Below are 13,162 nucleotides of genomic sequence, written 5' to 3'. Positions count from 1 at the left end.
GTACCGACGCCCGCCCGCCCCACCGTCGCGAACCGCGTGCACGCGTCTCTTGACAGCGGCCCTCCACCCTGCTTGGTTAGTTACTGCACCAACTAACCAACACACCTGCTGACGGAAGGAGGCCCTCATGGACGACTCCCGCCCGATCTTCCTGCAGATCGCGGAGCAGATCGAGAACGACATCATCGCCGGGGCGCTCCCCGAAGAGACTCAGGTCCCCTCCACCAACGAGTTCGCCGCGTTCCACCGCATCAACCCGGCCACGGCCGGTAAAGGCGTGAACCTGCTCGTCGACGACGGGGTCCTCTACAAGAGACGGGGGATCGGCATGTTCGTCGCCGAGGGCGCCCGCGACCGGCTGGTCGAGAAGCGCCGCACGCAGTTCCGCGACCAGTTCGTCGCACCGCTGCTCGCCGAGGCCGCCAAGCTCGGCCTCACCACCGAGCAGCTCGCCGCCATGATCAACGAAGGGGGATCGCGATGAGCGCGGTCATCGAGGTCGCCGGCCTCAGCAAGCACTACGGCTCCATGAACGCCGTCACCGACGTCGGCTTCGCGCTCGACGAGAACCGGATCCACGGCCTCCTCGGCCGCAACGGCGCCGGAAAGACGACGCTGATGTCGCTGCTCACCGGCCAGGAGTTCGCCTCCAGCGGCGAGATCCGGGTCTTCGGTGCCTCCCCCGTCGAGAACGCCGCCGTCCTCTCCCGCACCTGCTTCATCAAGGAGAGCCAGAAGTACCCCGACGACTTCCGGGTGAAGCACGTGCTCAAGAGCGCCCGCTGGTTCTTCGAGGGCTGGGACGAGGAGTTCGCGCAGCAGCTCGTCGAGGAGTTCCGCCTCCCTCTCGACCGCAAGGTCAAGAAGGTGAGCCGCGGCCAGCTCTCGGCGATCGGTGTGATCGTCGGCCTCGCCTCGCGCGCCCCGCTGACCTTCTTCGACGAGCCCTACCTCGGTCTCGACGCCGTCGCCCGGCAACTGTTCTACGACCGCCTGCTCGCCGACTTCGCCGAGCACCCGCGCACCGTGATCCTCTCGACCCATCTGATCGACGAAGTGAGCAATCTCCTCGAGCACGTCCTCGTCATCGACGACGGCCGCCTCCTCATCGACAGCGACACGGAGGAGCTGCGCGGCTCGGCCGCGACGGTCGCCGGCCCGCGCACCGCCGTCGACTCCTTCACCACGGGCCGCGAGGTCCTCTCCCGCAGCGGAGTGGGTGGCCTCGCGACCGCGACGCTCTCCCGACTCGACGCCACCGATCGCGCCGAGGCGCGCCGGCTCGGCCTCGAGCTCGAGCCCGTCTCCCTCCAGCAGCTCGTCGTCCAGCTGACCACCGGAAAGGCAGCATCATGACCGCCCTCGCTCCGCGCCCGTCCGTCACGCGCGACCGTCTCCTCCGCATCGTCCGCCTGCACTTCGCGAACCCGGCGACGCTCCTCTACACGCCGCTGGCGATCCTCGCCGCGATCTTCGTCGGAACCCTGATCATCTGGCTGCTGGTCCTGCGGATGGCCGGCGTCGAGGCCGCGGGAGGCGAGTCCGGTGTGCAGATCACGGGAGGCACGACCTTCATCTTCATCTACATGCTGGTCGTCGCGATCCAGGCGACCAACGTGACCTTCGCGCTCGCGCTCGGCTACGGCTCGACCCGCCGCGACTACTACCTCGGCAGCGCCCTGACCTTCGTGGTCCTCTCGGCCGCGTGGACGGTCGTCTACTCCGGGATGTCCGCACTCGAGCAGGCGACGAACGGATGGGGGCTCGGCGGGTACATGTTCCGCACCTCCGCCTTCACCGACGTCTCCTGGGGTGCGCAGGCGGTCGCGACGTTCATCCTGTTCCTCTTCTTCTTCTTCGCGGGTTCCGCGACGGCGTCGGTCTACGTCCGCTGGCGCGCGGCCGGGATGACCGTGTTCTTCCTCTCCTTGGGCGCACTCGTCGTCGGCTTGATCGCGCTCGTCACCCTCATCGGCAGCTGGGACGCCGTCTGGCTCTCCGTCGAGGCGATCGGCTTCAGCGGAGCGTTCGCCCTCCTGCTGATCCCCACGGTGGTCGCCGCAGTGCTCGGCTACCTGATCCTCCGCCGGGCGACTCCCCGGGGCTGACCCGGCGCAGGGCCCTGTCTCCCTCGCCGACGCGAGGAGGGGCCCCGGCCGGTCACGGGCCGGACGTCACAAGGCCCTTCCCCCGGGGACGGCCGGGTGCCAGCGTTGCACCATGGCCGCATCCTCGATCACCTCTGCCGCCCAGCACGTCTGGGCCTCCCGCGACGACGCACCGCTCGACCCCGACACCCTCGAGACGATCGACGCCTGGTGGCGCGCCGCGAACTATCTCGCCGTCGGCCAGATCTACCTGCTGGCCAACCCCCTCCTCCGCACGCCCCTGAGCCGCGATGACATCAAGCCGCGTCTCCTCGGCCACTGGGGGACGACTCCCGGACTGAACCTCATCTACGCGCACCTCAATCGCGCGATCCGCGAGCGCAGCCAGCCCACGCTCTACATCACCGGTCCGGGCCACGGCGGCCCCGGCATGGTCGCCAACGCCTACCTCGACGGCACCTACAGCGAGATCTACTCGCACATCGACGAGACGGAGGACGGCCTGCGCCGCCTCTTCCGCCAGTTCAGCTTCCCCGGCGGCATCCCGAGCCACGCCGCCCCCGAGACCCCCGGCAGCATCCACGAGGGCGGCGAGCTCGGCTACGCCCTGAGCCACGCCTACGGAGCCGCCTTCGACAACCCCGACCTGCTCGTCGCGGCCGTGGTCGGCGACGGTGAGGCCGAGACCGGTCCCCTGGCCACGAGCTGGCACTCGAACAAGTTCGTGAACCCGGCCACCGACGGCGTGGTGCTGCCGATCCTGCACCTCAACGGCTGGAAGATCGCGAACCCGACCATCCTCGCCCGCATCCCACAGGAGGAGCTCGAGAGCCTGATGCGCGGGTACGGTCACGAGCCGTTCCTCGTCGAGGGCGGGTTCGACGGCGAGGACCCGATGCGGGTCCACGAGCGCTTCGCGGCGGTCCTCGACACGGTGCTCGACCGCATCGCCGCGATCAAGAAGCGCGCCGCCGAGGGCGACCTGAACCGTCCCGCGTGGCCGATGATCATCCTGAAGACCCCCAAGGGCTGGACCTGCCCGACCGAGATCGACGGTGTCCAGGTCGAGGGCACGTACCGAGCCCACCAGGTCCCCCTCGCCAACGCCCGCGACACGGAGGCGCACACCCGCCTCCTCGAGGACTGGCTGCGCTCCTACCGCCCCGACGAGCTCTTCACCAAGGAGGGGGGCATCGCGGAGCGCGTGCGCTCGCTCGCACCCGACGGCGACCTGCGGATGAGCGCCACGCCGCACGCCAACGGCGGGCTGCTGCGCCAGGCGCTCCGCCTGCCCGACTTCCGCCGCTACGAGGTCGTCGTCGAGTCCCCCGGCGGCACGACCGCGGAGGCGACCAAGGTCCTCGGCGAGTGGCTCGCCGATGTCATCCGCGCGAACCCCACCAACTTCCGCATCTTCGGGCCGGACGAGGTGGCGAGCAACCGCCTGCAGAGCGTCTACGCCGCCACCGACAAGCAGTGGGACGCCGAGCTCAGCCCGCTCGACGACCACCTCGCCCGCGCCGGCCGCGTGATGGAGGTGCTGTCGGAGCACCAGTGCCAGGGCTGGCTCGAGGGCTACCTCCTCACCGGCCGCCACGGACTCTTCACCTGCTACGAGGCGTTCATCCACATCATCGACTCGATGTTCAACCAGCACGCGAAGTGGTTGACCGGCACTCGCGACATCGAATGGCGCCGCCCGATCGCCAGCCTCAACTACCTGCTCTCGAGCCACGTCTGGCGACAGGACCACAACGGCTTCAGCCACCAGGACCCGGGCTTCATCGACCACGTCGTCAACAAGAAGCCGGAGGTGGTGCGCGTCTACCTGCCGTTCGACGCGAACACGCTCCTGTCGGTCTACGACCACTGCCTCCGCAGCGTCGACTACGTCAACGTCGTCGTCGCGGGCAAGCAGCCGGCCCCGGCGTGGCTGACCATGGCGGAGGCGGTGGCCCACTGCACCCGCGGGCTCGGCATCCTCGAGTGGGCCAGCAACGAGCGGCAGGGCGAGTCACCGGATGTCGTGCTCGCCTGCGCGGGAGACGTGCCGACCCTCGAGACGCTCGCCGCGGTGAGCATCCTCCGCGAGAAGCTGCCCGATCTCGCGATCCGGACGGTGAACGTCGTCGACCTGATGCGCCTGATGTCCGAGTCCGAGCACCCGCACGGCCTCTCCGACCGCGAGTTCGATGCGATCTTCACCCCTGACCGGCCGGTCGTGTTCGCGTATCACGGCTACCCCTGGCTGATCCACCGCCTCACCTACAAGAGGAGCGGGCACCAGAACCTGCACGTGCGCGGCTACAAGGAGAACGGGACGACGACCACTCCGTTCGACATGGTGATGCTCAACGACCTCGACCGCTACTCGCTCGTCATCGACGTGATCGACCGCACCCCCGGCCTCGGCTCGCGGGCCGCGGGCCTCCGCCAGGAGATGCAGGACTCCCGGATCCGCGCCCGCGCCTACACCCGCGAGCACGGCGAGGACCTCCCCGAGGTCGCCAACTGGTCGTGGGCCGGCGAGCGCTCCGGCAACGCGAGCGAGGCCACCGGCGGCGACAACGAGTGACCACGACGGCTGACGCGTCGCGGGCGTTTCTCTCGCAAGGCGGAGGAGGAAGCGATACCGGCGGTATCGCGCCCGACGACAACTCCGCGAGAGGAGCGCCCGCGGCGCGTCAGGCAGCCACGAGGTAGTCGTCCCACTCGGGCTGGGTGCGCTCCGCCCCGCGGACCAGCCAGGAGCCGGCGCGCGGCACGCGCGGCACGGTGCGCAGGCGCCAGCCCATCTCGAGCGGCGTGCGGTCGCTCTTGATGTTGTTGCAGCGGTGGCAGCAGGCGACCAGGTTCTCCCAGGTGTCCCGGCCGCCGCGCGACTTGGGCTGGATGTGGTCGATCGTGTTCGCGTGCGATCCGCAGTAGCCGCAGCGGTGGTTGTCCCGCCGGAGCACGCCGCGCCGCGACACCGGCACGGTGCGCGAGTTCGGGATGCGCACGTAGCGCGTGAGCAGGATGACCGAGGGCCGCACGTAGTCTCCGGTCGCCCCGTGCACCGGATTCTCGTCGTCGGCCGCGATGATGGTCGCCTTCTCGGTCATCAGCAGGACGAGCGCCCGCTTGAACGACACGACCGCGAGCGGCTCGTATCCGGCGTTGAGAACCAAAGTGCGCATCACTGACCTCCGGGCTGTCGCACGCCGCCACGAGACTCGGCCGCGGACGCGAAGAAGGGCGCCGTCATGATGACGGCGCCCTTCGAGTCCTCGGCGCGCAGGCGCGTGATGTCGTGGAGTCGTATCCGCGTGTCGGAGGAGTGCACCGACGCGGAGAGGATCCCCGCTCGGATCGAGTCGGTCCGCCGCACGCGCGAACGGAGCCCCACGCAGTGGTGCCCGTTCCGCTCGGCCATCCGGCACTCCGTCCCTCGACGAACCGGTCCGCTCGCCACGAGCGGACTGGGATCACATTAACCCTTCCGGCCCGGAACACCAGCGATTCGCCGGGATTCGTTACCGGCAGTTCACACCGGAGGCGGTGACGCAGACGCGTCAAGCCCGTCCCGGATGGGGACGGGCTCGACGTTCGACTGCGGAAGATCAGCCGGCGATGCGGACGATGTAGTAGTCGGGGGTCCAGATCGGCTGCACGCGGACGCTCGCTCCCGGGTACGGCGCGTGCAGGATGTTGCCGTTCCCCGCGTAGAAGCCGTCGTGTCCCGGCATGATCACGAGGTCGCCGGGCTGCGCCTCCGAGACCGGGATCCGCGTCCCCATGGCCGCCTGTCCCGCGGCCGAGTGCGGCATCGAGATGCCGTACTGCGCGAAGACGTACATCACCAGGCCGGAGCAGTCGAAGCCGCTGGGATCCGCGCCCCCGAAGACGTAGGGCACGCCCTGGTACTGCATCGCAGTGCCGAAGACGGCCGAGAGGCTGTAGCCGGTGGTCGGCGCCGAGGCGGCGAGCTCGCTGGCCGAGGCGCCGTCGTAGGAGTTGAACTCCTCGGCGGTCTCGGCGCGGGCGGCCTCGACGTCTGTCGTGTCGACGACCGGCTCGACCACGGGCTCCGGCTCGGGCGGCGGAGGCGCCGCCTCGGCCGAGAAGCCGTCGCGGGCGATCGCGGCCAGCACGACGCTCCCCGCGACGTCGACGCTCTGCGCGTCGCCCTGCCGGAGGAGGTCGGCCTGCGAGGCGGCGAAGAGTCCGTCGTCCTCGCTGCCGGGCGTGAAGGCATAGGCGGGCAGCGCCATCGTGGCGACGAGAGCGCCCGCGAAGCCGACGATCGCGATCTTGCCGAGCGTGCGTCCGCGCTGCTTGCGCGGAGTGCCGATCGGGGACGGCACGAAGTCGGTCACGTCGGCGTGACGAGCGGTCGCGACGGGCACGGCCCGACGGGCGACCGGCGCCTCCTCGTGGATCCGCGCCCGGATGACGGGGGGCTGGTTCTCGAGGGAGGAGGAGCGGCGACTCGGGTGAGTGGAGCGGAACCGGTCGGGGGAACCGGGGGTGTCGTTCTGGGGCAAGGGGGTGAACCTCCGACGTCCCATCAGCCCAGGCAGCTGTCCCGTCTTATGCGCGAAGCATCGAAGTTCACGGGCTCCGAGACGGGCGAGGGGGCGTCGGAGACCGTGCCCGTCGACCGAGGTTCGGCCGGAGGGCTCCCCAGAGCGTAAGCGACCGTTACCGTTTTGTCACCTTCTCGGCGAACGGCGACCTGCGGTCCGCCGTGGAACCGGCTTCGAAAGCGCTCGGAACGCCGGGCGGACTGGGTCAGACGATGACGAAGATGTGCGCCGCGACCTCGTTCGGCAGCTCGATGCCCGCCTCGGCGCCGTCGATCCGAGCGAGCACGTACCCGCTGAGCGCGGAGAACTCGCCCTCGGCTCCGGGGACGACTCCCGCCTGCTTGAGCTGCAGCAGCAGCTCCGGGTCGACCTGCGCCGGCTCGCCGAGGCGGCGGACGACGCCGCGCTGAGGCTCCGCCGACCGTGCGACGAAGCGCGGAAGGCTGATGACTCCGTCGGCGAAGCGCGAGGCCGGCGAGTCGCCGAGTTCGTCGAGCCCGGGGATCGGGTTGCCGTACGGCGACTCCGTGGGGTGGTCGAGCATCTCGAGGAGGCGGCGCTCCACCTGCTCGCTCATCACATGCTCCCAGCGGCATGCCTCCTCGTGGACGAACTCCCAGTCCAGCTTGATGACGTCGTGGAGGAGCCGCTCCGCCAGCCGGTGCTTCCGCATGACGTGGATCGCCTTGCGGCGACCGTCCGTGGTGAGCTCGAGGTGGCGATCGCCCGAGACGACGACGAGACCGTCGCGCTCCATGCGCCCCACGGTCTGCGAGACGGTCGGACCCGAGTGGCTGAGCCGCTCCGAGATGCGTGCGCGGAGGGGGATGATGTTCTCCTCCTCGAGCTCGAGGATCGTGCGCAGGTACATCTCGGTCGTGTCGATCAGATCCGTCATGTCAGCCTTCCCGTCTCGGCGCGCTCAACCTTAGTGGGCGCCGTGGCGCTGAATCAGCGCACGCACGGCGCTCCGGCCTTCGTCACTCGAAGGCGGGGCGAGCCGGGAACCCTAGTATTAACGCATGCCCGACGTCACCATTCCTCGCGAGCTCCTCCCCCACGACGGACGCTTCGGCTGCGGTCCGTCCAAGGTGCGCCACGACCAGCTCGCACACCTCGCGACGGAGGGGGCTCACCTGCTCGGCACCTCCCACCGGCAGGCTCCCGTGAAGAACCTGGTCGCCCGGGTTCGCGGGCATCTCGCGACGCTCTTCGACGTCCCGGACGGCTACGAGGTGCTGCTGGGCAACGGCGGCTCGACCGCGTTCTGGGACTCCGCCGCCTACTCGCTCATCGAGCGGCGCGCCGAGAACCTCACGTTCGGCGAGTTCGGTCAGAAGTTCGCCAAGGCCGCCGGCGCGCCCTTCCTCGAGCCTCCCCATGTCATCAGCGCGCCGGCCGGCTCGCGCAGCGAGGTCGAGATCGTCGAGGGCGTCGACGTCTACGCCTGGCCGCACAACGAGACCTCCACCGGAGTCATGGCGCCGGTCCGCCGAGTCCACGGCGACGACGGTGCTCTCACCGTCATCGATGCGACCAGCGCAGCCGGAGGCATCGCCTTCGACGCCGCCGAGTCCGATGTCTACTACTTCGCCCCGCAGAAGAACTTCGCCTCCGACGGCGGCCTCTGGTTCGGCCTCTTCTCCCCCGCGGCGATCGAGCGGGTCGAGCGGATCGCGGCGAGCGGCCGCTACATCCCCGAGTTCCTGAGCCTGAAGAACGCGGTCGACAACTCGCGGCTCGACCAGACGCTGAACACTCCCGCCCTCGCGACCCTGCTCCTGATGGAGTCGCAGCTCGAGTGGATGAACACCTCCGGCGGCCTCTCCTGGGCGTCGGCGCGCACCGCGGAGTCGTCCTCGGCGATCTACGACTGGGCCGAGTCGTCTCCGATCGCGACTGCGTTCGTCGAGGTGCCCGAGCACCGCTCGCAGGTCGTCGCGACGGTCGACTTCGACGCGTCCGTCGACGCCGCACTGGTCGCGACGATCCTGCGCGCGAACGGCATCGTCGACACGGAGCCCTATCGCAAGCTCGGCCGCAACCAGCTCCGCGTCGCGACGTTCGTCGCGATCGAGCCCGACGACGTCCGATCCCTCCTCGGCTGCATCGACTACGTCGTCGAGCGCCTGGCCGACTGAGCGGGTGAGCCGGATGCGGGTGTGGCTGAGACCGGATGAGCGTCGCCCGAGCCCGCCGCCCTACCCGAGCGATGACGCCACCGCCCTGCTGGTCGGCTGCATCGCCTGGGCACTCGCGCTGGTCGGCGTGCTCATCGCCGTCGCCGTCGGAGCGGCCGTCCCCTCGGTCGTGCTGTCGACCGTCGTGATCGGCTTCGTGCTCGGCACGATCGGCCTGTTCTACAGCCGGAACCGGCGCTGACGCGACGCACCGATCTGCGGCGCTCCGTCGGCATCCGCGACGGCGGCGTCGGAGTCGACAATCACCCGACCGCCCCGCGGGTCACCGACCGGGGCGGTCAGCGGTCGCGCTCGTCCTCGTCGGACGGGTCGAAGTCGTCGGGGTCGTCGTCGTCATCCGAGTCCTCGTCGTCAGAGTCCTCGTCGTCAGAGTCGTCGTCCTCAGAGTCGTCGTCGTCCTCGTCGTCGTCGTCCGAGTCCTCCACGTCCGCGTCCAGGACCTCCGTCTCGTCGAACTCGTCGTCGACGAGGTCGTCCTCGTCCTCGTCGTCCGACTCGCTCTCCGCTGCCTCCTGCGCCGAGGTGTAGTCCGCGAGGCGGACCGACCACGGCACCCAGTCCGGCGCGAGCACGGCGCCCTCGCCGGGCAGGAGCTCGACCTCGAGCACGTTCACGTCCTCGGTCTCGTCGATGCGCGACAGCGTCGCCGTCCACAGCCAACCGGGGTAGCCCCGCACCAGGTTCGCGAACTGCAGCGAGACGACGTGTTCGCCCTGCGCGAGGGTGGCGACCAGCTCGCCGATCGTCTCGACCGGAGTGATCTCGGCGAGCGCCGCTCGCGCACGCTCCACCGAACCGCCGAGCACCGGATCCACCTCGTACACCGGTTCGGGCTCGACCGGATCGGCGACCGCGTCGCCGTCTGCTGTCGCGGAGCCGTCGTCCGCGGACGTCCCGGCGGTCGGAGTCGCCTCCGCGGGGAGGTCGTTCTCGGGAGTTTCGTCGGCGCGGTCGCCCTCGGCCGGGGCGGCGGCGACGTCGACGCTCCGGTCCGAGAACGTCATCATCAGACCGTCCGTCTCGAGCGGCGTGGAGCCGCCTGCCGTCTCGTCGACCTCAGGCATCCAGCTCGTCCGCCACTCGGCGCAGCAGCGCCGCGATCGTGCGCCCGTGCGCCTTGTCCGGGTACCGTCCGCGCTTGAGGCCGGTGCCGATGCCGTCGAGCAGCTTGACGGTGTCCTCGACGATCACCGACATGTCGTCGGCCGACTTGCGGTTGAGCTTGACCATGCTCGGGGGCGCATCGAGCACGCGCGCCGAGAGCGCCTGCGCGCCGCGCTTCCCGTCGGCGATGCCGAACTCGAGGCGAGTGCCGGCCTTCACCGCGGTCCCCGAGGGCAGCGCGGAAGCGTGCAGGAAGACCTCCTGGCCGTCATCAGTGCTGATGAAGCCGAAGCCCTTCTCCTCGTCGTAGAACTTGACCTTGCCGGTAGGCATGCAGAACCCCTCCTGGAAATGAAGCGACCATCAGTTTAGTCGACACCGCGCCGCCCTATCCTTGTCCCGTGAAGCCACAGGAGCCGGCGGGCATCGGACGCGCGGAGCGGACGCTCGCCTACATGTTCATCGCCATCATCGTCGTCGTGGTGATCGCGTTCCTCGCCATCCTGATCGCGCCGATGCTGGGGGTCCGCGAGTACGGCGGCGCACTGTGGCAGTTCGTCTTCGCCCTCCCCCTCGTCGGCCTGCCGATCGCGTTCCTCATGATGATCGGGATGCTGATCGTGGGCGTCCGACGACGCCGAGCCTCCTAGGCGCCGCACTCTCGGGAACCACGACGCCGCCGCCGAGCGACCGGGCATCCGACTCCCAGACTTCGCACAGTCGACGCGCAGATACTGTCCCCCATGGACGGACCCCGCATTCTCATCGTCGACGACGAACCCAACATCCGCGACCTGCTCACCACGAGCCTCCGCTTCGCCGGCTTCGCCGTGCGCGCAGTCGGCAACGGCGCCCAGGCGATCTCCGCAGTCCTCGAGGAGGAGCCGGACCTCATCATCCTCGACGTGATGCTGCCCGACATGAACGGGTTCGGCGTCACGAAGCGCCTGCGCTCCGCCGGCTACACGTCGCCGATCCTGTTCCTCACCGCCAAGGACGACACCGAGGACAAGATCACCGGTCTCACCGTCGGCGGTGACGACTACGTCACCAAGCCGTTCAGCCTCGACGAGATCGTCGCGCGCATCAAGGCGATCCTGCGGCGCACGATGCACGCCGAGGAGGACGCGGTCATCCGGGCGGGCGAGCTCACCATGGACCAGGACACGCACGAGGTCCTCGTCGGCGACGAGCCCGTCGAGCTGAGCCCGACGGAGTTCAAGCTGCTGCGCTACCTGATGCTGAACCCGAACCGGGTGCTCAGCAAGGCGCAGATCCTCGACCACGTCTGGGAGTACGACTTCAACGGCGATGCGGGCATCGTCGAGTCCTACATCTCCTACCTCCGACGTAAGCTCGACACGCATTCGGAGGAATCGCTCATCCAGACCAAGCGAGGATTCGGATACATGCTGAAGGTCGCGAAGGTCTGACCTCCGGCCCGGTGATGCACTCCCCCGGAGGCGTCACCGCCCGCACGATCTCGAGGGAGTTCCACCGCCATGCACCAGGGTCTGGCCGAGCGGTGGAACTCCATCTCGTTGCGCACCAAGATCACCGCCGTCACCGTCCTGCTCCTGACCCTCGGACTCCTCGTCTCGGGCATCGGGACGATGACGATGCTGAAGCCCCAGCTCGTCGCTCAGCTCGACAAGGACCTGACGATCAAGGCCCAGTCCGTCGCCGACGCGCTGAAGAACAGCGGAGAGGCCGGGCTCAGCGACGACGACAACCTGTACATCGGCGCGCTCTACGACGCCGCCGGCAATCCGCAGGACTCGACAGCCGTCGGGAGCAACGACCCGGTCTTCCCCGAGACGTTCACCATCGAGCAGGCTCTGGCGATGGACGACGACGCCCGCCAGCTGTACAGCGCGAACGGGAAGATCGAGTACCACGTCGTCGCGACGACCTACTCGCAGGGCAACCAGATCGCCACGCTGCTGCTGGCGACGTCGACTCGCAACGTCGACTACATCATGACGCTGTACCTGACGATCTTCCTCGGCTTCGGAGTCGCGATCGTCGTCATCGGCGCGATGCTCACCCGGCTCCTCGTGACGACCACCTTCGCCCCTCTCCGCGAGGTCGAGCGGACGGCAGCCGCGATCGCGGACGGCGACTTCAGCCAGCGCCTGGACGGCACGACGCCCAACACCGAGGTCGGGCGTCTCAACCGCTCCCTCAACGCGATGCTCGGGCGGATCGACACCGCCTTCCGCGACCGGGCGCGCACCATCGACCAGATGCGCCGCTTCGTCGGCGACGCGAGCCACGAGCTGCGAACCCCCCTGGTCTCGGTCCGCGGCTACGCGGAGCTCTACCGCATGGGGGCGCTCCAGACTCCCGAGGCCGTCGGCCAGGCCATGGAGCGCATCGAGAAGGAGGCGATCCGCATGGGCGGACTCGTCGAGGACCTGCTCGAGCTCGCCCGGCTCGACGAGACCAAGCCCCTGGCCCTCGCCCCGGTCGACCTCATGCCGCTCGCCCGCGACGCCGCGATGGACGCGATGGCGTCGTGGCCGGATCGCGACTTCGGCGTCGAGACGCGCGACGACACTCCCGTCGAGACGCCCGCCCTCGAGTCGGACGAGCCCGACGGCGCGAGCACGCAGACGATGGAGATGGCCTCCCCCGGTCTGACCGGGCCGATCGCCGCGGCCGGCGCCCGTCTCGCGCGCTTCCGCCGTCGTCCGCGTCGCGTCATGGCCGAGGAGCTCGCCGCCGGGACGGCCATCGCGCCGGAGGAGCCGGGCGTGCCCGCGATGGTGATGGCCGAGGAGAACAAGATCCGCCAGGTCCTCACCAATCTGATCGGCAACGCCGTCCGCTACACGCCGGAGGACACTCCGATCGAGATCGGCGTCGCCGTCGACCGCTCGCGCCGCCTGGCCCTGCTCGAGGTCATCGACCACGGCGACGGCATCCCGCCGCAGATCCGCGAGAAGATCTTCCAGCGCTTCTGGCGGGCCGACACCTCGCGCACGCGCGAGACCGGAGGCAGCGGGCTCGGCCTCGCGATCGTCGCCTCCATCGTCAGCGCGCACAAGGGTCGCGTCGACGTCGTCGAGACTCCGGGAGGCGGCGCCACCTTCCGGGTCGCCCTGCCGCTCCTCACCGTCGGCCCGAACGGCGAATCCTCCCCAGCTTCGGTCTGACGGGCCGCGCCGCGGGTCGCGTC

The 13,162-nt window shown here is 69.6% G+C and carries 15 protein-coding genes; 9 read left to right on the top strand and 6 right to left on the bottom strand.

All coding sequences use genetic code 11. The features are described 5' to 3' along the window. Window positions 1–127 precede the first annotated feature (127 nt). From B9Y99_RS03415 to B9Y99_RS03400, 4 genes are all read left to right on the top strand, one after another. On the top strand, window positions 128–484 hold the full coding sequence (locus B9Y99_RS03415; protein WP_056036893.1) for a GntR family transcriptional regulator: 357 nt from the start codon (window positions 128–130) through the stop codon (window positions 482–484). Next, window positions 481–1,356, top strand: coding sequence for an ABC transporter ATP-binding protein (locus B9Y99_RS03410; RefSeq protein WP_085475172.1), 876 nt, complete (start codon window positions 481–483; stop codon window positions 1,354–1,356). The genes B9Y99_RS03415 and B9Y99_RS03410 overlap by 4 nt, the downstream gene beginning before the upstream one ends. Then, window positions 1,353–2,108, top strand: a complete 756-nt coding sequence (locus tag B9Y99_RS03405) for a hypothetical protein (RefSeq protein ID WP_085475171.1) — start codon at window positions 1,353–1,355, stop codon at window positions 2,106–2,108. Before B9Y99_RS03410 ends, B9Y99_RS03405 begins: the two co-directional genes overlap by 4 nt. Before the next feature lie 112 nt (window positions 2,109–2,220). Further along, window positions 2,221–4,683, top strand: coding sequence for a phosphoketolase family protein (locus B9Y99_RS03400; RefSeq protein WP_085475170.1), 2,463 nt, complete (start codon window positions 2,221–2,223; stop codon window positions 4,681–4,683). 109 nt (window positions 4,684–4,792) lie between these two features. Here the strand turns inward: B9Y99_RS03400 and B9Y99_RS03395 are convergent, their stop codons facing one another. From B9Y99_RS03395 to B9Y99_RS03380, 4 genes are all read right to left on the bottom strand, one after another. Continuing rightward, the gene (locus B9Y99_RS03395; protein WP_085475169.1) at window positions 4,793–5,287 is read right to left on the bottom strand and encodes an HNH endonuclease; all 495 of its coding nucleotides are present in this window, start codon (window positions 5,285–5,287) and stop codon (window positions 4,793–4,795) included. Next, entirely contained in the window at window positions 5,287–5,523 is a 237-nt protein-coding gene (locus B9Y99_RS03390; RefSeq protein ID WP_085475168.1) for a hypothetical protein, read from the bottom strand. The genes B9Y99_RS03395 and B9Y99_RS03390 overlap by 1 nt, the downstream gene beginning before the upstream one ends. A gap of 187 nt (window positions 5,524–5,710) precedes the next feature. Further along, window positions 5,711–6,634 carry a C40 family peptidase gene (locus B9Y99_RS18985; protein ID WP_244274755.1) on the bottom strand — a complete coding sequence of 308 codons (924 nt, stop codon included), beginning with the start codon at window positions 6,632–6,634 and terminating at the stop codon, window positions 5,711–5,713. Window positions 6,635–6,881: 247 nt separating this feature from the next. After that, window positions 6,882–7,574, bottom strand: a complete 693-nt coding sequence (locus tag B9Y99_RS03380; RefSeq protein ID WP_085475167.1) for an iron-dependent transcriptional repressor DtxR — start codon at window positions 7,572–7,574, stop codon at window positions 6,882–6,884. Window positions 7,575–7,698: 124 nt separating this feature from the next. On the opposite strand from B9Y99_RS03380, the gene serC reads away from it, so the two are divergent. Next, on the top strand, window positions 7,699–8,817 hold the full coding sequence (gene serC / locus B9Y99_RS03375; RefSeq protein WP_085475166.1) for a phosphoserine transaminase: 1,119 nt from the start codon (window positions 7,699–7,701) through the stop codon (window positions 8,815–8,817). A gap of 4 nt (window positions 8,818–8,821) precedes the next feature. Beyond that, window positions 8,822–9,058 carry a DUF2530 domain-containing protein gene (locus tag B9Y99_RS03370; RefSeq protein WP_129587873.1) on the top strand — a complete coding sequence of 79 codons (237 nt, stop codon included), beginning with the start codon at window positions 8,822–8,824 and terminating at the stop codon, window positions 9,056–9,058. Between the two features lie 97 nt (window positions 9,059–9,155). Here B9Y99_RS03370 and B9Y99_RS03365 read toward each other — a convergent pair whose 3' ends face one another. Next, on the bottom strand, window positions 9,156–9,941 hold the full coding sequence (locus B9Y99_RS03365) for a DUF3027 domain-containing protein (protein ID WP_129587872.1): 786 nt from the start codon (window positions 9,939–9,941) through the stop codon (window positions 9,156–9,158). After that, window positions 9,934–10,314, bottom strand: a complete 381-nt coding sequence (locus tag B9Y99_RS03360) for a cold-shock protein (RefSeq protein ID WP_085475164.1) — start codon at window positions 10,312–10,314, stop codon at window positions 9,934–9,936. Before B9Y99_RS03360 ends, B9Y99_RS03365 begins: the two co-directional genes overlap by 8 nt. 68 nt (window positions 10,315–10,382) lie before the next feature. Between B9Y99_RS03360 and B9Y99_RS03355 the strand changes: the two genes are divergently transcribed. The 3 genes from B9Y99_RS03355 to B9Y99_RS03345 all read left to right on the top strand — a co-directional run bounded on the left by B9Y99_RS03355 (window position 10,383) and on the right by B9Y99_RS03345 (window position 13,139). Then, entirely contained in the window at window positions 10,383–10,631 is a 249-nt protein-coding gene (locus B9Y99_RS03355) for a hypothetical protein (RefSeq protein WP_244274754.1), read from the top strand. Between the two features lie 93 nt (window positions 10,632–10,724). Next, entirely contained in the window at window positions 10,725–11,414 is a 690-nt protein-coding gene (locus tag B9Y99_RS03350) for a response regulator transcription factor (RefSeq protein ID WP_085475163.1), read from the top strand. A gap of 69 nt (window positions 11,415–11,483) precedes the next feature. After that, window positions 11,484–13,139: a sensor histidine kinase gene (locus tag B9Y99_RS03345; protein ID WP_085475162.1), complete on the top strand. Its 1,656-nt coding sequence runs from the start codon at window positions 11,484–11,486 to the stop codon at window positions 13,137–13,139. The last annotated feature ends 23 nt before the right edge of the window (window positions 13,140–13,162 follow it).

It is taken from the genome of Rathayibacter oskolensis, assembly GCF_900177245.1.
In the GTDB taxonomy this organism is placed as follows: domain Bacteria; phylum Actinomycetota; class Actinomycetes; order Actinomycetales; family Microbacteriaceae; genus Rathayibacter; species Rathayibacter oskolensis.
Note: the sequence above shows the minus strand (reverse complement) of the source record. Positions and strands in the feature narration are given on the sequence as shown.

Excerpts from the sequence above, each read along its gene's own strand:
- B9Y99_RS03415 (WP_056036893.1), top strand. The coding sequence starts at position 128 with ATGGACGACTCCCGCCCGATCTTCCTGCAGATCGCGGAGCAGATCGAG.
- B9Y99_RS03410 (WP_085475172.1), top strand. The coding sequence starts at position 481 with ATGAGCGCGGTCATCGAGGTCGCCGGCCTCAGCAAGCACTACGGCTCC.
- B9Y99_RS03405 (WP_085475171.1), top strand. The coding sequence starts at position 1,353 with ATGACCGCCCTCGCTCCGCGCCCGTCCGTCACGCGCGACCGTCTCCTC.
- B9Y99_RS03400 (WP_085475170.1), top strand. The coding sequence starts at position 2,221 with ATGGCCGCATCCTCGATCACCTCTGCCGCCCAGCACGTCTGGGCCTCC.
- B9Y99_RS03395 (WP_085475169.1), bottom strand. The coding sequence starts at position 5,287 with ATGCGCACTTTGGTTCTCAACGCCGGATACGAGCCGCTCGCGGTCGTG.
- B9Y99_RS03390 (WP_085475168.1), bottom strand. The coding sequence starts at position 5,523 with ATGGCCGAGCGGAACGGGCACCACTGCGTGGGGCTCCGTTCGCGCGTG.
- B9Y99_RS03380 (WP_085475167.1), bottom strand. The coding sequence starts at position 7,574 with ATGACGGATCTGATCGACACGACCGAGATGTACCTGCGCACGATCCTC.
- serC (WP_085475166.1), top strand. The coding sequence starts at position 7,699 with ATGCCCGACGTCACCATTCCTCGCGAGCTCCTCCCCCACGACGGACGC.
- B9Y99_RS03365 (WP_129587872.1), bottom strand. The coding sequence starts at position 9,941 with ATGCCTGAGGTCGACGAGACGGCAGGCGGCTCCACGCCGCTCGAGACG.
- B9Y99_RS03360 (WP_085475164.1), bottom strand. The coding sequence starts at position 10,314 with ATGCCTACCGGCAAGGTCAAGTTCTACGACGAGGAGAAGGGCTTCGGC.
- B9Y99_RS03350 (WP_085475163.1), top strand. The coding sequence starts at position 10,725 with ATGGACGGACCCCGCATTCTCATCGTCGACGACGAACCCAACATCCGC.
- B9Y99_RS03345 (WP_085475162.1), top strand. The coding sequence starts at position 11,484 with ATGCACCAGGGTCTGGCCGAGCGGTGGAACTCCATCTCGTTGCGCACC.